We start from the raw sequence: 16,796 nt of genomic DNA on the forward strand, positions 1-16,796 counted from the left end.
ACCTTTCGGGAGAAAAATTATCTTGGGCGGCTCATATCGCTGATGCGTTGTTGCATCGCGGCTTCGGATGAACTCCGGTTAGCCATAGAGCCACCCCCAGGATGAGAGTTGTGAGAGCCAAGCATACCTCTGGCGGCGCCAGTGGCTTTGGCGAGCGCCCATCGCGCGGGGCCTAGCGTGGCGCCCAGCCCGTATCCCATGCCGGCCGCCCCAACACCCGCTGCCACTGATCCCGAAATTGCCTGAGCGAGCGATTGAATATTCATAAGAACAAAGCATCCACCCACCGTCAGAAGGAGAAATGACGCAATGTGGGTGAGCGAAAGCTCACTCGCCGCGACGGCTGTATCAATTTTCGAAAGCTCAGGATTGATTGCTGCAATCAAAAAGGCGGCAACGACGAATACAAACAGCGGGATAAGCGCATAAAGTAGAACCTGGGAAAACCAGCCAGTGCCATAGGAGCGAGTTTGCTCGAACAAAAGGCAACCAATGAAAATCGGTGCCGTTCCTAGCAAAACCCACATCATGACTTTCGACAATATGAGAATTGCGAGAGCGATCGCCACAAACACGATAGCAAAAACCGCAATCACAACCCCTAGGAAGCTCGGCATGATAGTGAAATAGCCGGACTGCTGCGCCAGCGCCGCCGCCGCCTGAAATGCGGTTACGACGATCAGTGATAGGCCATTGGTCGGTTCAGTAATACCAGTACCTGCGGCAGAGAGGATTGCCCGGCCGACGTCTTCCGGAGTGTCGCTTAACCAGCGGTAGAAGAGGCTGTTGAAGAACTCCCAGTTCTGCGTGAGGGCCAATATAATCATCAAGCGGGCCGTTCTGCCAACCAACTCACTGACTGAGATCCGCGCCGTCCCCGTGATGAGCTGGATACCGTAGGTCATCACGTAGACAACAAAAGCAATTTTGAGCACGGGAAGAATTTGGTCGCCGACGATGCCGTAAGCGCGTGCGGCAAAACCCTGTCCGATCTGATCGATCCGCATCAGCAGATCCGTCACGAAGTTATTCATTTGTCCCCCAGCACAAAAAAGAGATCAGTCAGCTACAAGAAGAATTGCGTCGATTGCCCCTAAGGCATCTGCCTGATCACCGTTGACCGATTGCATCGGTCCGCAATCCCGGCGTGGATCGTCAACAAACGCAGTGAGATTGGCTGGCCGTTTGCAAGGCGCGCTGACTTCCTTCACCGTTCCGCAGCCTGAAACGACGACGAGGATAAAAATGGCGATGACAGATCTCATCATTCGCCTTTCACTCGCGGGTCGGCCCACATCCCATATGAACCTTTCTTCCCAATCTCTTCCGCCTTGGAGAGGTCAGGACGCTCTGGACTTCCGTCGGATTTGCGTGAGAGACGGACGCCGCCGATCGAGACAAGCTGTTCTTCCAGCATCATCACCGCGTCCATTGCGCCCGGGTAATTGTAGTAGCCGTAACACGTGCCGTTCTGAACCGTAGCGTTCAGTTCAGTTATAAATGCCCGGCAAAAGAGTACCTTTGGCGACTGGAGGGCAATTCCCAACTGCTCTTTAGCGTAGTCGGCGCAGCTACCGGAGAAATCCTCCGAACGGTTCACCATGTCGCCCTTGCAAGCTTCGAGACCGTACAGCCGCATTGTCGTGTTGGCATCAACCCTGAAGTCTGTACCCGAAAGCGCTTTGTATCCGGAGGCCGACGCGTAACCCTTTCGGGCAGCAACTTCGCCTTTGCCATCATAATACTCGATCACCAACGCCGTTTTGCCAGGGGCAGCCAGCGATTTCACATAGTCCTCATTCACAGCCGGCGCTGCCGTCGCTGCGTTCGAGACCGCTGCCATCGCAGCGCTGAGCAAGGCCATTTTCCACGTCATATCAGAACCTACGTTAATGGTTGTTCATCAATCATCACTTTTAGGCTTTTAACATCCCAAAAAAGAATGTATCGAATAACCTAAAGAGTAACATTTAAAAGCCACCCTAGCCGTTTTGCGGCGCGATAACAACACTGAAGCGGGCCAAAATGCGGCGAAAAATGCAGAAATTGCCCAGAATGCAGAATGCCTTTTTGGTAACTTTGTCATTCACCCTTGTGAGTGCTTCGGCGTGTTCAGAAGAGTTGTCTTTTGCGCCGCAGCTCGCTGAAATGCCTTCGAATGTTGTGCTTTCCGAGCGTTTCGACGGGCAATCAGGCATTGTTTCATTCGCAGAGCGCTGGGAAGCGGGGGCATCTCATTTTCCGGTTTCCCTTCAGGAGCTCGCTCCACTCGCCCCGTCACAATCGGTCCCTCCCTCAAAGGCCACGCCTGACGATGTAAAAAAAGTAACCTCTAGGAGCGGTGCGCTTTCCTACTTGCGCACGCCCACGCCGTCGGCCGGATCGGAAAAGCCTAAGGGCAGTTCAGTCCCTGAATGCGGTCCCTCCCCGTTCGAGCCAGCCGAGATTGAACGGCTCGTAAGAGCGTCGGCTCGTCGCCATGGCGTTGATGAGGATTTCGCGGCTGCGATCGCTTGGGCTGAAAGCAAATTCGACTTGGCCCGGAATTCAGGAGCCGGCGCACGTGGGCCCATGCAGCTGATGCCTGACACAGCCTCACGTTTTGACGTTCAAGACATATGCGACCCGGTTTCGAACATCGAGGGTGGCATCAAATATCTTCGCCTCTTGCTTCAGGAATTCAAGAACCCGCTGTTGGCAGCCGCTGCCTACAACAGCGGTGAAGGCCGCATCTACGAACATGGCGGTGTGCCACCTTTCCAGGAAACCGTGGCCTACGTGGCGAAGGTGGTGAACAGGCAACTCGGGCTTGCGATGCCTGCGCCCACGCAAAAAAAGCAATCCATCTCATCCCCCCAATCCCCCGTCGCAAACACGTCGGGCGAACCCACCGGCATCATTCCGCACGAGCGGCGTGGAAAATTTGTCGGCGGGGTAATGCACTTTTGATCAACGGAGAGACCAATCATGCAATTCAGTTTCAAACGAATGATCCGCAGCAAGAAGCTTGCCAATATTTCCTTGGCAATCGCTCTCGTCGCAACGGCACAGATCGTGACAGCGGACCCGGTTTTCGCGCAGGGCGCAACCGCCTTCGCCCCGCTATCAAGCGCTCTGCAGATGATCGTCGACTTTATTCAAGGGCCATTTGGTCGCTTGCTAGCGATCATTGCAGTGACATCTCTCGGGATTTTGGCGTTCATCGGCAGACTTTCAGTGATGCTTGCCGGCGGTGTGATCCTTGGCATCGGTATCGTGTTTGGCGCCCCGGATATCGTCGATCAGCTCATTTCTGGCGTTGGCAAGTAACGCCATGGCAGAAATCACCGATGCAGAAGTACGCATGACGCCGCTGGTGATTGGTTTGACGCGCTCCCCAACCATTTGGGGGGTGCCGTACATGGCAGTGGTCCTCGTCATTGGTGTAACCATCACCTCCTGGCTGGCCACCAACTCATTCTGGGCGTTCCTCATCGCACCGATCGCGTATGCGGTCCTTTTTTCGCTTTGCACCTGGGACGCTAAGATCCTCGAGGTCTTCCAAATCGCGTCCCGCAAAACTCCCCGCACGCGCAACAAAACCTTTTGGGGCGTCAACTCATACGGGCCATGAACATGCTGCACAAAGCTATCAGAGAAGAACTAGGATTCGGCAAGGTCGCTCATAACGAGCGGCCTATGTCGTCTCATATCCCATACACTCGTCATGTATCCGAAAAAGTCATCCGCCTTCAGAATGGCGCGCTTGCGAGTGTGATCAAGCTCGACGGTCTCTTTTTTCAGACAGAAGACCAGACCCGTCTGAACGCCCGTTCTGAGGCGCGAAACACCATGATACGCGGCCTTGGTTCGAGCCGCTATTCGCTCTGGTCCACCGTCATCAGACGTCAAATAGAACCCAAGATCGGCGGCAGCTTCGATAACGCGTTTTGCGAAAAGCTCAACGCACGTTACATGGAGCGCCTGGCGCGAGAGCGAATGTTTCACAACGTCCAATACCTTACGGTAATTCGAGCCGATCTGAGGGGCGCACTTGGCATTTCCGACAAAGTCCGAAAGCTGATTTCCAAAGCGGGAGGCTCTGAAGTCAGCGCCCGAGAGCAGCGAGAAGAGATCGCTGAATTCGAAGAAATGGTCGCAAACCTTACGGCGGATCTAAAACCTTATGGCGCTAGGTCTCTTGGCATCACCTATCGTGACAACCAACCATTCTCCGAGCCCTGCGAATTTTTCCAGACGATCCTATCATGCGGCGTGCCGAAGCCGATGCAACTGCCACGAATGGCAATTCGCGAATACGTCGGCGTATCTCGACTTAACTTCGGCAAGCGAACCATGCATGTGCAGGCCGCGACAGACGAAGATAGCCGTTTCGGCGCTATGATTTCGCTAAAAGAATATCCTCCCTTCACGGCTCCCGGAATGCTCGACGAGCTCCTTCAGATGCCGCACGAGTTTATTCTCTCGCAGTCCTTCACCGTCTCAGACAAGCCGATCGCACAAGAGCGCATTTCGAGGCTTAAGCGTCAGATTTCTGCATCAGATGAACGTGGCAGCACCGTCGAGCAGGATATCGATTTCGCACTGAACAGCCTCATGAGCCAAGAGGCTGTCTTCGGGGTCCACCACCTGTCACTGCTGTGTATATCTCGCGACTTGGAAAAGCTTGGTCGTGTCATCTCGGATCTAGGCACGTGCCTCACAAATATGAACATGACATGGCTGCGAGAGGATCTGAACCTTGAGGCGGCGTTTTGGGCCCAGCTTCCGGGCAACCACAGCTATATTGCCCGCACCGCAATGCTATCGAGCGCAAATTATGCGGGCCTCTCTTCAATGCATAATTTTGCTGCCGGCAGCGCAGATGATTTGCACTGGAAGGTGCCAATTACCCTTTTAGAGACGACATCCAAGACACCGTACATTTTCAATTTCCATGGAAATGGTGCTGCTCGCGATCTCGGCCACTTCCTCGTTACCGGTCCGAGTGGGTCGGGGAAGACCGTTTCCCTGGCCTTCCTGCTTGCCCAAGCCCTTCGGGTCAATCCGGCTCCAAAAGCTGTGTTTTTCGACAAGGACCGTGGCGCGGAAATCTTTGTCCGTGCGATGGGCGGAACTTACGAAATATTGGAAGCCGGAAAACCGACGGGCTTTAATCCTTTGCAACTGGAGGATACCGGCCAAAACCGAGAATTCCTCTCCCGTTTGCTCAAGGTCATGCTCACGAAGGAAAATGCGCCCTTCACCCAGGAGGACGAGGACCGGCTTGAACGCGCTTTAGGACGCCTCATGAAGGAACCTCCTGAAGAAAGGAACCTCTTCCATCTATCGCGTCTATTGATGGGGCAAGCGCGCGCAGACGCCAATGATTTGGCGGCCCGCTTACGCCCTTGGTACGATGGCGACAAGGACTGGTTGTTCAATGCGGAACGAGACGGCCTCTCTTTCGGGGATACGCGTGTGTTCGGATTTGACATGACCAGTATTCTCGTCAATGACGAACTCCGTATCCCGACGCTAATGTACATCTACCATCGCCTGGACGAATTGCTAACCGGCGATCCGGTCATGTATTTCATGGATGAAGGTTGGCATCTTCTTCAGGACGAGACCTTCAGCGCCTTCATCGTCAACAAGCTGAAAACTATCCGCAAGCTCAACGGCATCGTCGGTTTCGGTACCCAATCGGCCGCCGATATCGTCAAGGCATCCGCGGCTCACGCGCTAATCGAACAAACCGCCACACATATTCACTTTCCGAACCCCCACGCCGACGAAGACAGCTACATCAAGCGCTTGAACCTGACGGTTAAAGAGTTCGATTTCATCAAGAATACACCGGCAGAAAAACGCGCCTTCCTGATTAAACACGGCAATGACTCCGTGATTGCGCGCCTCGATCTCGGCGGAATGCCCGACATGATTAAGGTCCTGTCCGGCACCAAAACAAACGTCGATGAATGCACCCGATTGCGCCAAGAGCTGGGCGACGATCCGGCCGTTTGGCTGCCAGTATTTTGCGGATGGGAGGTCGATAATGCGCGCTAGTCTCGCAAACAGATCGGCTCGTAGGCTCCCCGCCCTTGCCCGCCTTGGGTCGGTAGGAATCTTGTTTGCCGCATCGACCGCGCTTGCTCAGGTGCCTACCACCGACGCAGCGATCGAGCGGGAGCGCTCCAAGAGGAACGAGACGACGGACAAGATCGAGGAAACGGACAAGAGCCGTTTTGCGATGAACAAAAGCGTCACTTGTTCCATGTACCGCCCTGCCAAAGGCGGCGATCCGAACGCAGCGGCAAATGCAAACCCTGAAATTGCAGGCCTCGTAAAGCGCGTTGCCAAGCAGGAGGGCGTTGATGAAAACCTCTTCATGGCGCTGGTCTATCAGGAGAGCCGTTTCAACCCATGTGCCCGTTCTCAGGTCGGCGCCATGGGGCTGTCCCAACTCATGCCAGGGACTGCCAAAGATCTTGGCGTAAACCCACACGACATTGAAGATAACCTCCGCGGCGGCGCTCGCTATCTGCGAAAGCAGCTGCAGACCTACAATGGTGACGTCAATAAAGCCCTTGCGGCTTATAATGCAGGCCCTGGCAATGTGAACAAGTACGGCGGCATTCCGCCGTTCAAGGAGACGCAGGGCTATGTTCATAACATAACCCAAAAATGGTTGCCCTCGCTCGGCGGCAACAAAATTCCGCTCAACTACGGCGGAAGCGGTGAGAGCTTCACCGGCATGCGCTCCGCCACGATCAATTCTATGGCAGTGTCAAAGGGCGTGTCGGATAGCTCGGCAAATGTTTCTTCCTGGTTCCAACAGCTGGGGCAAATGGAAACTGGCACCATTCAGGACAGCTGGGACCTGAATTCAGGTGCGCGCAATGCGAACCTCGAAATGATCAATAAGGCGATCGAACTCGGCAACAGCCTGTCTGAGCTTTTAAACAGCCGCAACGCCGTTTCGCTCGGGGCGGCCTCCGGATCATCGCAATCTTCCGCCGCCAAGACGAAGGAAGACGACAAGCCGGCAGAACAAACCGGAGTGTGCGATCCCCGCGAAAATTTGCAGTGGAGCGACGAGGAAAAGGCCTGCGTCGCCAAGCGAGAAGACCCCAATCAGATCAACCTCAATCTCAACCCCGAATAAAGGAATTGGACGATGCAGTTTCGTCAAACAATGCCCATTGCCCTGATGGCCAGCCTTTCCGCCGGCGTCGCATTCGCCCAAGGGGTTCCCGTTATAGATCAAAAAAACTATCAGATTGCCCAGGAAACGTCGCAGACCACCGACAAGATTCTCGACACCAACAAGGAAATCCTGAAGACCGCCGATGAAACTCTCAAGGCTGTGACTGGCAACCGCGGAAGCGAAGCTGGGCAAATGCAGAGCCTTGCGATCGGCAATGGCTTCAGCGTTTCGTCCGTGCCGTCGATCGACAGCATCATGTCAGGTGGTGTTCCGAGTTTCGGCGGGCTGAGTGGCGACATATCAAAAATCGCGTCCACGCTCATCAACGGCCTGAAGCTTGTGAAAAGCCTCAGTGGCAAAACCAACAGCGAATTCTCTGGCGACAAATCCTACGAGCAAATGGTCAATACGGTAATGGCTGTTTCTGCGCTGGTGAATGGTTCGCAGCAGGCGGTCACCCAGAGGCGCTCCGCCTTTGAGCAAGCGGGCCAGCAGATCGGCCAAGCCCAAGACATCAAGGGATCAATCGACCAGAACACTCAGCTTCAGGTGCAGTCGGGCCTGACGATGAATGAGCTCGTGGGTGTCATGAACGGCGCCGTCCAGTCGCTTCAGGTGCAGACACAGAAGCAGGTCACGGACATGTCGAACACAAACAAAATACTCCAGATCCAGAAGTGAGCCCTGTATGAAACTCCCTTTCGCAATCGCGGCACTTTCAATTATCATGGCGGCCGAAGCGCATTCCGCCCCACCCGGTTACTTCGACCTCAAACCTGGCGTCACTCTCGAAACCGGCGAAACCTGGAGCGACGGGTCGACGAGGTATCGCCTCTACGGCGTTCAATCTTGCATTCGCGGAACCTCGTACACTGATCGGCAGGGGCAGAAGCGCGATTGCGGCGAGGCCTCGCTTAGCATGTTTGCTGCCTATATAAAGGACACGCAGCCGGTATGCGCTCCGACCGCAAAAACGTCCGACCTCACCTACGTAGTTTGTTATGCCACGGTGGCGGGCGATAGGCTGGATCTCGGAACAATAATGGTCAGCCAAGGGTTCGCCTTCGCTGCTCTCGATGCGAGTGGCCTTCCGGTCTTTCCCGCTTATTCCGTAGCCGAACAGGACGCGCGAGCGCGCAATGCCGGCCTCTGGCAGTTCAGCGATGTCACCCACCCTTCCATCTGGCTGTCCTCCCGTGTCAACGCTCAAGCAAAGGAGGCGACCCGATGAAACGGTTCTCCATAGCCAGCCTTATTACCTTCATAACAATCACCAGCTCCGCCGCGATCGCAGCCGACCTGGTCAAAAACACGCCGTTGCCCGCAGCAGACCGGAACAGCGCTATCTCGCGCATCAGTGGGCATGTCTCAGTAATGGACGGCCGCACTCTGTGGTACCCACAATACGCACAGAAAGTGCGCCTTGCGGATGTTGATGCATGCGAACTTCCACAATGGGCGCTCAATCCGGACTGGCAGAACCGCGACAAAATCAAAGCTCCGCCACCTGTACCATGTGGGCCATTGGCAAAGGCTTGGCTCAAGCGTTCGATCGGCGGCAAGAGCGTCACTTGCGAAATCGTGACTATGGGTTCTGACGGCACACCGGAAGCATATTGCGTCTCCGGACGAGGCGGCGATCTAGCCCTCGAAATGCTTCGCGTCGGCTGGGCAAGGGTCTCAGATCCTTTTCCGCGCAACAGCCAGTATCTTCAGTATCAGACCAGCGCTATGGCGGCGCGCTATGGCATGTGGGCCACATACGTCCTCGACATGAATGAGTGGCGCCGGCGGGCCGTGGATAGAACGCTCGAGCGTCAACCGATCGCTGACTTCAATCTCTTGGCAACGCGGCAAAGCGAAATCTCCCCGCCATTCGCAGATGCGCACAACAAGCCACATCGCACCGACCGTTGAAAGGGAAATATGATGAAACTCTCTCTCGGATATGTCTTGGCAATTTCGTCTCTAGCGCTGTCATCGCCGCCGGTCGCGGCGCAAGACGCACCTTGGGGCTGCGAGATCCTGCTGTGCGCAGCGTCTTCCAACCCTTCATGGAAGGGCGTTCCTTATTGTATTCCGCCGATGACGAAACTCATCGCCGCAATGAAGTTACCCGGTTTCACATGGCCAATCTGCCCACAAGCCGGAACCGGAAAGCCCGGCTATGAGCCCTACGAGGATTGCCCAGTCGGGTATCTGCCGTACAAGGATTTGGATCGCAACGGTGAGCTCTGCAAAAAACCCGACAAGTGCCAAGGATACGGGGATAATCGCCTTTGCGACACCGGCGAGATTATCGCCCGGCCGGTGAAGAAAGACCCTTATTTCTTTGACATACCAAATTCCGAAAATCAGTCGCAACGTCACTGGTTCAATCTGACCTACTGACATTCGAAAGGGCGCTAGGTTTTAGCGCCCTTCTTTTTTTCGAGCAGCTCATGCGCTGTCTCGTAAACCTGAGCGATTCTCCCCAATGTCATGCAGGCGAGCCAGAAGCCAAATGCGCCAATCAGAAAGGCGAGGAACTGGTAGATTTGAGCAATCGCCGGCGAGCTCCAAAACAGAGCAATCTTCGACAACGTAAGCAACAGGAATACAATGCAGAGTGTCATCGTACCGAGTATGGACGCCGCCACAACGAACTGTTGGCGAAACTCGCTGATCGACCTTCCGTTGAGCAGCTTTCTAGCTTGCGCGCGTCGTGCCGGCAAATCATCCGAGCCAGCCTTGCCACGCGGAAGTGCATCCAGCGTTTTCTTTCCATAGTACACCAATGGCGCTGACAGCGCAGATCCTACGATACCCAGAATAAAGTCCGATACTGTCATTATTTCTCCTACATCATGACAAAAACGGAGCCCGCGTAACTGCGGGCTCCTTACTTTAGTGGCGCGTGCCATCGAGCATTTCGATACACGACTTTTCTAGCGCTCTGCGCTGTCCAACGATCAACGCGGACAGGTAAAGCAGCTTTGCGATGCTCTCTTCGTCACTCGCCGGCTGATAACGCAAGACGGCCTCCTGCGCTTCCGTTTCCCTGTGAAGCAGATGCTTCAGGCGATGCTCGCTGGCATCTCCGCCGACGTGGTCGCTTGCTATCACTCGCCACGACATCGCGGCCTCGGCCGCTTGGCGCTGCATATCCATATGAATCCGGATTACGTCTGCCAGTTTAGGCTCTTCAATCACTCTTATGCTTTCACTCATGCAACCTCTCCTAAATCGGCACCTTCCCCGATCCTCACCAGTCGGAAGCAGAGGGCAGGTCCACCTGCCCTCCTGCCCGTCCGGCGAGGACCGGGAGAGTGGGGGGCAATAGCCAAAAACGGAGGGGGATCACCCGCCCGAGGACGTTCCGAGTGGTCATCGCTGCGCGCAGCGCGGCGATGATCCTGCACGAACTCCGTTTTGGCTTCGCCAGAGCGGCAGTGAGGAAGGACGGGGAAACCGATTTTTGGACTATTGCGGGGGAGAGAGGGCAGAGCTCTTTCTTCCCTCTAACAGCAACAATGGGAATGACGATCGTCATTCTCATGATCAGATCCGTCTATTTCGGATCTGGTTTTTATGCCCGTAGTCCTGCCTTCTGTCGCTCGGTAGCTCCGGTCATGCTGGCGATCGAACACGCGTCGCCGGCTCCGCAAGAGACGGCAAATGCGCAGGGAGCTCGAAACATCCTGACATGACCATTGTCGGGAACATGGCTCGCAAAGCCTAACTCGCGCTTGGGTACGCGAGAACTGTCAGGAGACAGTAGACATGATGTCTATGTTTTGGTGCTGAAGAAGCCGGTTTCCCGGCGACATCCGCAAAACACAACTGAGCCCCTCAAAATCTCGGGGTAGTTGTGTCTTCCTATGTTCATAGAACGCGGGCGTTTCAGACAGGTTTATTCGAAAATCGCAATATTACTAAATTTGGTGGTTTCTAATTCAGGCTTTGGCTTGTCGCCTTTGTCAAATTCGAGGCCAAGTGCGGTCAAATCAGGCCGCTTTCTCCTATTCAGGGTTAAAATGACGGACGACTGGCAAGATTGTGACCAAAGATTTTTCCTCCATATCAACAAGATGTGACATTACGGAATTTAGTAGCTGAGCGGTTGCAGGATCTTGCCCAAAGAGCTGTGGCGCGGCCTCGAAAATAACCTCCATGGGGTTCGCTTCCAATATCGAACAAACCGCTATCAACCGGCTCACTGTCAGCCGGGCCTTTCCTGTTTCAATTCGACCATAGACATTCTCGTGCAGGCCAAGCCGATCGCTGATTTCGCGTCGATAGAGATTGCGCTTTTCTCGCAACGACCGCAGTGCCAGCCCGATTTTCTTCTCTAAGTCGACCTGATCGTTAGGCCAGGTTATCTCACCTGCGACGCCTGAAGTTTCCGGCTCAGCCGAATTGTCGTGCCGCCGCTCGCTCATATCGTGTTCGTTCGTCGGATCGGTCAGAATGTCCATGCAGTTGTCTCATTAAGGGTGTTGCGTCTGGAGATGTGATACCAAGAGAGTATTCTAATTTTGTATCGTCAACAACCTTTTTGGAAACTTATTTTGGCGCGTCACTGCGTGACCAATGCTCTATGCTGCGCACGAAACCCGCTATATAGCGCGGTTTTCGCCCATGCGGGTAACGATCATTTCGCGAAACATCGGAAAATAGACACTTCCTAATGTGCATAAATAGTTTCTTTTTGTCTTGTCAAAATGGAAAGACAAAATAGAGTTTATTGCAATCAGCATAGCGGTCCTCGCGTTCGCTGCTCGGAGCCGTTTCCGACAAAGCGGCAGATTTCTACTGGAACCGAAAGTCTTGGAATGCGGATGTCTTTTTTCAGAAGGGGGAGGGCTAGCGCCGCTTCCCCTCCCCCAGCAAGGATCGTCCGCCCAGCTTCCTGCGGTCCCTCCGCTGGCGCTGCGTTCCCTTCGTGCAGCCGGTTCCCCGCGCCGATCCTTGCCCCCCACCCCAACGCTGGATCGCCAGTCCGAAGGTGCAGGAGCCATGCTCCTGCCCTCTCGGGCACGAGGCCGCCTTGCGGGTATTGAAGAAAGGGATTTTTATGCGTTCATATGCGTACCTACTCGATCCAGAAACAAGCCTGTTCCGCACTGTACCTTTGCCTGAAGGCGATGGACTGGAGCGGTTTTCGCCGTTACTCGGAGCAAATAAACTTGACGCCACACGATTCGACGAACGCCACAGCATCGTTTTCGACGTTCAAGGCCTCGTCCGTGGAATGACATCATTCTCCGCTCATGGTGAGCGATTGCCCCCTTTTGGGGGAAAGCTATTGGTAATGCGCAACGACGTTGCGCGCTTCGACAACGCCCCAGCGCTAACCATCTATGAGGTCGCGCAGCGCTTCACTTGCTTCAAGGTTGTTGTCGATCCCGTCTATGCCGATAGCGATGAAGTTACCCCCCTGCATGCGATTATACAGGGGGCGTTTAAAGGGTTTCAGCTTCGCTTCGTCCGCTCTGTTCCAAGCGTTGTTGAGGGGGAGGCCTGAGCATGAAGTTCGTCAAAGCTCAACGCCACGGACCATTTCAGGACACTTCACGCAAGCGCGCAGCGCTCGCCAGAAAGCAGCGAAAAGAACGAGAGAAACTGCCCCTTTTTACAGTGATCATTGCAGAGGGGCAGTCTGACGCTGACACCATAATGGAGAAGCGTGCCATCAAATGGGACCAGTGGCAGCAACAATATCGCGACGATCGTGCTGCAAAGTGGCGTGAGGCCCGCAAGCGGCTCTTTTCCTATGGCGATAACCTTCGTCCGAGGCTTCTCCATTTGTGGAACACAAGCCCCTATCCAAAAACGCCGGGCTATCTCCTCGACATGCTGCATTCTTTCAATGTCGGCCGTCTGGATCTCGATAACCCACCATGGGTCTATAATGGACCGGGCTTAAAAGCATTCGATATGACCGCGATCATCGAACGCGCCAAGGCCCGACAGCTCGCAGGGCAAACTCGCCTGCAAGCCACATCGACCAACCCTCCCCCATTTGAACTCACGCCTTAACAGGACCCCTAATGCCTTCCTACAAGTTCCCGTCCCGCGTCCTTGCTGATGATGACACCGCTTTTGATAACGAGCTTTCCGCTGCGCACGAAAGCCGCTTTCGGCCGGCTTGTCTCTGCCTGGCCCCGGCGCCTGAAATGTATATCGCGCGCTTGGGTGACAAGTATTTCATTAAGCGCATGCCGGGAACCGGCCTCACACACCATCATGGCTGTGAGCACTTCGACCCTCCACCAAGCCTTTCCGGTCTTGGCGACGTGATGGGCCGAGCGATCCAGCAAAAGGATGACGGCCATACGGTGCTGAAGCTCGACTTCAGCTTGACCAAAGTCGGGCGCAGCGCGCCGGCGCAGGCGTCGGAATCGAAGTCGGATACCGTCAAGGCGGAAACCAACAAGCTCACCCTGCTCGGCCTGCTCCATTACCTTTGGCATGAGGCTGACCTGAACAAATGGAGCCCGCGTTTTGCCGGTCGGCGGAACTGGCCGATGGTGCAGGCCAGATTGATCGAAGCAGCCAGCGCCAAGGAAACGAAAAAAGCCGCGCTCGTAGAGCGGCTTTATGTCCCTGAGCCATACTATCGGGAACGCGCGCAGGAGATCGATGGCAGGCGCATGAAGCAGTTGCAACCCTACATGCCAACCAGTGCGAACAAGACCGAAATGCTGATCTATGTCGGTGAGTTGAAGAACATCGAGCCGTCGCGCTTTGGATCAAAGCTCGTAATCAAACACGCGCCGAGTTTTCCCATCTTCATGGATGAAAAGATGGAAAAATCTGTCCGTAAACGCTTTGCGCTCGAACTCGATTTCGCGGAAGCGCATGAGCAACTGAAGCTTGTCATGATCGCAACGGCTGGGCTGAACAGAGCCGCTTCCGCCCAACTTGCCGAGGTCAGCATCATGCTCGTCAACGAAAACTGGATTCCGGTCGAAAGTTTCTCGGAACTGCAGCTTATTGACCATCTGACGGCCGACAAACGAAGCTTCACGAAAACGCTTCGGTTCAATGTTAAAGAGCGGCCGATCGCAAGCGCTCTTTTGACCGATACGACTCCGGTTTGCGCTATGTATATTCAGCCGGAGGACGCGGGTGAGGCTTACGGTCAAGTCCTGGGCGAGATGGAGAAAGAAACTGGTATGGCAACCTGGCTATGGGACGCAGAAGATGGGCACTGGCCGCAAATTCCCGAAAAGGCATAACCTTGGGAATTCGGGTATAAAAGGGCCGGTAACATCCGGCCCTTTTATACGTGCGCAGCGGCCCTTGTGAGCCATGCGAGTTGTTGGCCGATCGCGAGGCCTTGCATCGGCACAATCGCGCGATCGCCAATCCATCCAGATATAGGATCCCGATAACGAGCACCGGCCAAAATAACGATTGGCGCGCCGTCGTCATAACCGCGCTCGATGAGCTGCTCGACAACGCGAGTGCCCCAAGCTCGTCGCTCGTATGCTCGCATGGTTATCAGCGTTTGGTCGTAGGGTGCTATGATATCGTCCGGATCGATAATTCCATGCAATGCCGAAAGCACCAGCCATGGTGCTTGGCGCCGCTCAACAAAGGCCCGCGCTTTCCTGAACCAGACAGATCGATACAGATCGGCGGCTGGCATCGGTTGTGAAGCCTTTTCTTTAACGCAGGCCACTAGGTGCAATGAAACCATTTCGCGGCTCCTCCATTTAGATCGGGTCGCGCGCCTAAATCTTCCAGCGAGGGTGCCTAGTTGGAATCGGCTTCTACGCTCGCAGCGCATTCAAGAAGAGCTTCAGCCAATCTCCTGCACGCATCCGCTGAAGCGCGCATTTCTTCAATGGGTGCATCCCCGGCCACGTAAACGGCATCAAGGGGGATCAGAACCTCACTCATTCCATAGCGGGCCTTCGCATGTAGTCTGGCCACGGGGGTTTCGTCACTTTCTTCATATTCGCAACCATATACTTCGATCGCCATCTGCCAGTCTGCCTTCTGCGTTTAAGTGCGCCTTTTCTGGAACTGCATCTCCCGGCTAGTTATTCGGCCGTTTGGCGTTGAATACTGCGGGCTGCAAAGAGAATATCCGTCCGCGATCCTGCGGGAAGGTCGCTCATTGTGCGGCTCTCATCAATCTTTATCGCTACGAGCTGCGCCACGTGGTGTTCCCAAGGAAAGCCATTGCCGATCATGCTGCCGTTTAGCCCAATCTGATCGAGAAAAGCACTCATCCGATCAGCGCGCTGCCGCGCATCGCGCAGGTCGGCCTCGACTGCCATCTTTTCGCGGATCAATTTTTCAACCACTGCCTCGTGCGTTGCTACATCCATCATCGCTCCTTTCGCGCCTTATTTGGAACTCAGCTCATTTGCTTCGGTCGCTGCCATCTCAGCCCGCAGATCATCCGCGTGGTTATAGAGAGTTGACTTACTCACGCCGACCAAAGGAGCTATTTGCTCGAAAGACAAGCCGCTGAGCATGTGCCTCACAATTTCTGAACGCTTCTCGGTCGTCAAAGGTGAACGACGGCCAGGAAGATTGCCGCGCTCACGAGCAGCTGCGACACCAGCCTTGGTGCGCTCCACGATCATGTCGCGCTCAAGCTGAGCAAATAAGCCTATCATGTGGTACATCGCCTTGCCGAAAGCGTTCGACGTATCGATGCTCTCAGTCAGAGACACCAGTTCGGCGCCTTTCTGACGCACTAAATCGGCGGTCTGGATTAATTCAGACAGATTTCGACCTAACCGGTCGATCTTCCAGACGATCAGCATTGAACCCGGGTGCAGCGCTTTAAGCGCCGACTTGAGACCGGGTCTGCCCGCCACTCGCGCGCCGCCAGCTTCGTCAGTAAAAATACGCTCGCGTGCGACGCCAGCACGCAATAGCGCGTCCATCTGAAGATCTAGCTTTTGATCGTCGGTCAAGACGCGGGCGTAGCCATATTTAATAGGTGCGGCTTCTGACATTTCATTTCAATAGCACGAAAATTGGCATAGAAAAGAATAATTTTGGAATTATTTGTTGGAATGTTGTTTGACGGGACCGCATAATTGGAATAGGTTTTTGGAATGTAAAAAGGCGATGCCAGGGATGTGATCATGAGAAAGCAGAAAACTGTTTTGAAGCCCGAAGCGGCGCGCGAATGCACCACGATTGGTGAGGTGGAGCGTCTCGCCGGGATCGGGCAAACCCACGCAGAGCGGTTTGCCTTTTGGCGGCAGTTCTCCCACCTGGGCGACGGCGCATTTGCCGCCGCCCGTGCCGAGCTTTATCGCCGCATTGAAGGCCGCCCTGACATTCCAACACTCCCGGAGAACCATCATGTCCAAGACCACTTCGGAAACCGTCTCTCAAACAACGCTTGATGGCGATCTGTACGAGGCTACACGGCCGGACACGGCCAGCCCGTGGGAGATTAATTTCCCGATGGGGTGCGCGCGCGCTTTTATGGAAGCCGCTCGGAAGTCGGAGCCGAAATGAACCGGATCATCAAGTCTCATGCAACGCCTATCGGCGTGCGCTGACATTCCAGAAAACACCCATTTATTGACGGGAACAAATGTCCAACATTCTTCAACACTTCGCATTCATCGGTGCTGTATCGATAGCG

24 protein-coding genes are annotated in these 16,796 nt (G+C 54.8%); 14 read left to right on the plus strand and 10 right to left on the minus strand.

What is annotated here, in order from left to right; genetic code table 11:
• Positions 1-17: 17 nt before the first annotated feature.
• From G6L97_RS26920 to G6L97_RS26930, 3 genes are read right to left on the minus strand one after another with little or no spacing between them, the layout of a single operon-like run.
• Entirely contained in the window at positions 18-1,034 is a 1,017-nt protein-coding gene (locus G6L97_RS26920; RefSeq protein WP_112155545.1) for a type IV secretion system protein, read from the minus strand.
• A 24-nt stretch (positions 1,035-1,058) separates the two neighbouring features.
• Entirely contained in the window at positions 1,059-1,268 is a 210-nt protein-coding gene (locus tag G6L97_RS26925; protein ID WP_236776391.1) for a hypothetical protein, read from the minus strand.
• Positions 1,265-1,858 (minus strand): hypothetical protein, encoded by a 594-nt coding sequence (locus G6L97_RS26930; RefSeq protein ID WP_407655374.1) that lies wholly within the window; start codon positions 1,856-1,858, stop codon positions 1,265-1,267. Before G6L97_RS26930 ends, G6L97_RS26925 begins: the two co-directional genes overlap by 4 nt.
• A 197-nt stretch (positions 1,859-2,055) precedes the next feature.
• Here G6L97_RS26930 and G6L97_RS26935 point away from each other — a divergent pair, with 197 nt between their 5' ends.
• From G6L97_RS26935 to G6L97_RS26975, 9 genes are read left to right on the plus strand one after another with little or no spacing between them, the layout of a single operon-like run.
• Positions 2,056-2,949, plus strand: coding sequence for a lytic transglycosylase domain-containing protein (locus tag G6L97_RS26935; RefSeq protein ID WP_112155582.1), 894 nt, complete (start codon positions 2,056-2,058; stop codon positions 2,947-2,949).
• Between the two features lie 39 nt (positions 2,950-2,988).
• The gene (locus tag G6L97_RS26940) at positions 2,989-3,309 is read left to right on the plus strand and encodes a TrbC/VirB2 family protein (RefSeq protein WP_407655375.1); all 321 of its coding nucleotides are present in this window, start codon (positions 2,989-2,991) and stop codon (positions 3,307-3,309) included.
• A gap of 4 nt (positions 3,310-3,313) precedes the next feature.
• Positions 3,314-3,613: a type IV secretion system protein VirB3 gene (locus G6L97_RS26945; RefSeq protein WP_112155542.1), complete on the plus strand. Its 300-nt coding sequence runs from the start codon at positions 3,314-3,316 to the stop codon at positions 3,611-3,613.
• Positions 3,614-3,618: 5 nt separating this feature from the next.
• Positions 3,619-6,048, plus strand: coding sequence for a VirB4 family type IV secretion/conjugal transfer ATPase (locus G6L97_RS26950; RefSeq protein ID WP_174004241.1), 2,430 nt, complete (start codon positions 3,619-3,621; stop codon positions 6,046-6,048).
• Positions 6,038-7,147, plus strand: coding sequence for a lytic transglycosylase domain-containing protein (locus G6L97_RS26955; RefSeq protein WP_236776392.1), 1,110 nt, complete (start codon positions 6,038-6,040; stop codon positions 7,145-7,147). The genes G6L97_RS26950 and G6L97_RS26955 overlap by 11 nt, the downstream gene beginning before the upstream one ends.
• 30 nt (positions 7,148-7,177) lie before the next feature.
• Positions 7,178-7,870: a type IV secretion system protein gene (locus tag G6L97_RS26960; RefSeq protein ID WP_174004243.1), complete on the plus strand. Its 693-nt coding sequence runs from the start codon at positions 7,178-7,180 to the stop codon at positions 7,868-7,870.
• Positions 7,871-7,877: 7 nt separating this feature from the next.
• Positions 7,878-8,420, plus strand: coding sequence for a thermonuclease family protein (locus G6L97_RS26965; RefSeq protein WP_112155540.1), 543 nt, complete (start codon positions 7,878-7,880; stop codon positions 8,418-8,420).
• Positions 8,417-9,106 (plus strand): thermonuclease family protein, encoded by a 690-nt coding sequence (locus tag G6L97_RS26970; protein ID WP_174004207.1) that lies wholly within the window; start codon positions 8,417-8,419, stop codon positions 9,104-9,106. Before G6L97_RS26965 ends, G6L97_RS26970 begins: the two co-directional genes overlap by 4 nt.
• A 12-nt stretch (positions 9,107-9,118) precedes the next feature.
• The gene (locus G6L97_RS26975) at positions 9,119-9,580 is read left to right on the plus strand and encodes a hypothetical protein (RefSeq protein ID WP_112155579.1); all 462 of its coding nucleotides are present in this window, start codon (positions 9,119-9,121) and stop codon (positions 9,578-9,580) included.
• A gap of 14 nt (positions 9,581-9,594) precedes the next feature.
• Here G6L97_RS26975 and G6L97_RS26980 read toward each other — a convergent pair whose 3' ends face one another.
• Both G6L97_RS26980 and G6L97_RS26985 read right to left on the minus strand, forming a co-directional pair.
• Positions 9,595-10,020, minus strand: coding sequence for a hypothetical protein (locus tag G6L97_RS26980; RefSeq protein ID WP_112155538.1), 426 nt, complete (start codon positions 10,018-10,020; stop codon positions 9,595-9,597).
• A gap of 55 nt (positions 10,021-10,075) precedes the next feature.
• The gene (locus G6L97_RS26985) at positions 10,076-10,399 is read right to left on the minus strand and encodes a hypothetical protein (RefSeq protein WP_174004209.1); all 324 of its coding nucleotides are present in this window, start codon (positions 10,397-10,399) and stop codon (positions 10,076-10,078) included.
• Between the two features lie 152 nt (positions 10,400-10,551).
• On the opposite strand from G6L97_RS26985, the gene G6L97_RS26990 reads away from it, so the two are divergent.
• Positions 10,552-10,878, plus strand: a complete 327-nt coding sequence (locus G6L97_RS26990) for a hypothetical protein (RefSeq protein WP_174004211.1) — start codon at positions 10,552-10,554, stop codon at positions 10,876-10,878.
• A gap of 312 nt (positions 10,879-11,190) precedes the next feature.
• On the opposite strand, the gene G6L97_RS26995 is transcribed toward G6L97_RS26990, so the two are convergent.
• Positions 11,191-11,646 (minus strand): helix-turn-helix domain-containing protein, encoded by a 456-nt coding sequence (locus G6L97_RS26995; protein WP_174004213.1) that lies wholly within the window; start codon positions 11,644-11,646, stop codon positions 11,191-11,193.
• A gap of 572 nt (positions 11,647-12,218) precedes the next feature.
• On the opposite strand from G6L97_RS26995, the gene G6L97_RS27000 reads away from it, so the two are divergent.
• From G6L97_RS27000 to G6L97_RS27010, 3 genes are read left to right on the plus strand one after another with little or no spacing between them, the layout of a single operon-like run.
• Positions 12,219-12,695 carry a hypothetical protein gene (locus tag G6L97_RS27000; RefSeq protein ID WP_152530029.1) on the plus strand — a complete coding sequence of 159 codons (477 nt, stop codon included), beginning with the start codon at positions 12,219-12,221 and terminating at the stop codon, positions 12,693-12,695.
• Positions 12,696-12,697: 2 nt separating this feature from the next.
• Positions 12,698-13,210, plus strand: coding sequence for a hypothetical protein (locus G6L97_RS27005; protein ID WP_112155534.1), 513 nt, complete (start codon positions 12,698-12,700; stop codon positions 13,208-13,210).
• A gap of 11 nt (positions 13,211-13,221) precedes the next feature.
• Positions 13,222-14,412, plus strand: coding sequence for a DUF1173 family protein (locus G6L97_RS27010; protein ID WP_174004215.1), 1,191 nt, complete (start codon positions 13,222-13,224; stop codon positions 14,410-14,412).
• A 44-nt stretch (positions 14,413-14,456) separates the two neighbouring features.
• Here G6L97_RS27010 and G6L97_RS27015 read toward each other — a convergent pair whose 3' ends face one another.
• The 4 genes from G6L97_RS27015 to G6L97_RS27030 are packed head-to-tail and all read right to left on the minus strand — an operon-like array spanning position 14,457 to position 16,152.
• Positions 14,457-14,876 carry a DUF6884 domain-containing protein gene (locus G6L97_RS27015; protein ID WP_174004217.1) on the minus strand — a complete coding sequence of 140 codons (420 nt, stop codon included), beginning with the start codon at positions 14,874-14,876 and terminating at the stop codon, positions 14,457-14,459.
• Positions 14,877-14,932: 56 nt separating this feature from the next.
• On the minus strand, positions 14,933-15,163 hold the full coding sequence (locus tag G6L97_RS27020; protein WP_174004219.1) for a hypothetical protein: 231 nt from the start codon (positions 15,161-15,163) through the stop codon (positions 14,933-14,935).
• Positions 15,164-15,222: 59 nt separating this feature from the next.
• Positions 15,223-15,516, minus strand: a complete 294-nt coding sequence (locus G6L97_RS27025; RefSeq protein ID WP_025591869.1) for a hypothetical protein — start codon at positions 15,514-15,516, stop codon at positions 15,223-15,225.
• Between the two features lie 15 nt (positions 15,517-15,531).
• Complete coding sequence (locus G6L97_RS27030) at positions 15,532-16,152, minus strand: recombinase family protein (RefSeq protein WP_174004221.1); 621 nt, start codon at positions 16,150-16,152, stop codon at positions 15,532-15,534.
• A gap of 132 nt (positions 16,153-16,284) precedes the next feature.
• Here G6L97_RS27030 and G6L97_RS27035 point away from each other — a divergent pair, with 132 nt between their 5' ends.
• Positions 16,285-16,551 (plus strand): hypothetical protein, encoded by a 267-nt coding sequence (locus G6L97_RS27035; protein ID WP_174004223.1) that lies wholly within the window; start codon positions 16,285-16,287, stop codon positions 16,549-16,551.
• Positions 16,552-16,796: the final 245 nt, after the last annotated feature.

Origin of the sequence: Agrobacterium tumefaciens (assembly GCF_013318015.2) — a bacterium.
In the GTDB taxonomy this organism is placed as follows: Bacteria; Pseudomonadota; Alphaproteobacteria; order Rhizobiales; family Rhizobiaceae; genus Agrobacterium; species Agrobacterium tumefaciens.

Excerpts from the sequence above, each read along its gene's own strand:
- G6L97_RS26925 (WP_236776391.1), bottom strand. The coding sequence starts at position 1,268 with ATGATGAGATCTGTCATCGCCATTTTTATCCTCGTCGTCGTTTCAGGC.
- G6L97_RS26920 (WP_112155545.1), bottom strand. The coding sequence starts at position 1,034 with ATGAATAACTTCGTGACGGATCTGCTGATGCGGATCGATCAGATCGGA.
- G6L97_RS26975 (WP_112155579.1), top strand. The coding sequence starts at position 9,119 with ATGAAACTCTCTCTCGGATATGTCTTGGCAATTTCGTCTCTAGCGCTG.
- G6L97_RS27030 (WP_174004221.1), bottom strand. The coding sequence starts at position 16,152 with ATGTCAGAAGCCGCACCTATTAAATATGGCTACGCCCGCGTCTTGACC.
- G6L97_RS26945 (WP_112155542.1), top strand. The coding sequence starts at position 3,314 with ATGGCAGAAATCACCGATGCAGAAGTACGCATGACGCCGCTGGTGATT.
- G6L97_RS26980 (WP_112155538.1), bottom strand. The coding sequence starts at position 10,020 with ATGACAGTATCGGACTTTATTCTGGGTATCGTAGGATCTGCGCTGTCA.
- G6L97_RS27010 (WP_174004215.1), top strand. The coding sequence starts at position 13,222 with ATGCCTTCCTACAAGTTCCCGTCCCGCGTCCTTGCTGATGATGACACC.
- G6L97_RS27020 (WP_174004219.1), bottom strand. The coding sequence starts at position 15,163 with ATGGCGATCGAAGTATATGGTTGCGAATATGAAGAAAGTGACGAAACC.
- G6L97_RS26940 (WP_407655375.1), top strand. The coding sequence starts at position 2,989 with ATGATCCGCAGCAAGAAGCTTGCCAATATTTCCTTGGCAATCGCTCTC.
- G6L97_RS27015 (WP_174004217.1), bottom strand. The coding sequence starts at position 14,876 with ATGGTTTCATTGCACCTAGTGGCCTGCGTTAAAGAAAAGGCTTCACAA.
- G6L97_RS26955 (WP_236776392.1), top strand. The coding sequence starts at position 6,038 with ATGCGCGCTAGTCTCGCAAACAGATCGGCTCGTAGGCTCCCCGCCCTT.
- G6L97_RS26960 (WP_174004243.1), top strand. The coding sequence starts at position 7,178 with ATGCCCATTGCCCTGATGGCCAGCCTTTCCGCCGGCGTCGCATTCGCC.
- G6L97_RS26985 (WP_174004209.1), bottom strand. The coding sequence starts at position 10,399 with ATGAGTGAAAGCATAAGAGTGATTGAAGAGCCTAAACTGGCAGACGTA.
- G6L97_RS26935 (WP_112155582.1), top strand. The coding sequence starts at position 2,056 with ATGCAGAATGCCTTTTTGGTAACTTTGTCATTCACCCTTGTGAGTGCT.
- G6L97_RS27005 (WP_112155534.1), top strand. The coding sequence starts at position 12,698 with ATGAAGTTCGTCAAAGCTCAACGCCACGGACCATTTCAGGACACTTCA.
- G6L97_RS26995 (WP_174004213.1), bottom strand. The coding sequence starts at position 11,646 with ATGGACATTCTGACCGATCCGACGAACGAACACGATATGAGCGAGCGG.
- G6L97_RS27035 (WP_174004223.1), top strand. The coding sequence starts at position 16,285 with ATGAGAAAGCAGAAAACTGTTTTGAAGCCCGAAGCGGCGCGCGAATGC.
- G6L97_RS26970 (WP_174004207.1), top strand. The coding sequence starts at position 8,417 with ATGAAACGGTTCTCCATAGCCAGCCTTATTACCTTCATAACAATCACC.
- G6L97_RS27025 (WP_025591869.1), bottom strand. The coding sequence starts at position 15,516 with ATGATGGATGTAGCAACGCACGAGGCAGTGGTTGAAAAATTGATCCGC.
- G6L97_RS26965 (WP_112155540.1), top strand. The coding sequence starts at position 7,878 with ATGAAACTCCCTTTCGCAATCGCGGCACTTTCAATTATCATGGCGGCC.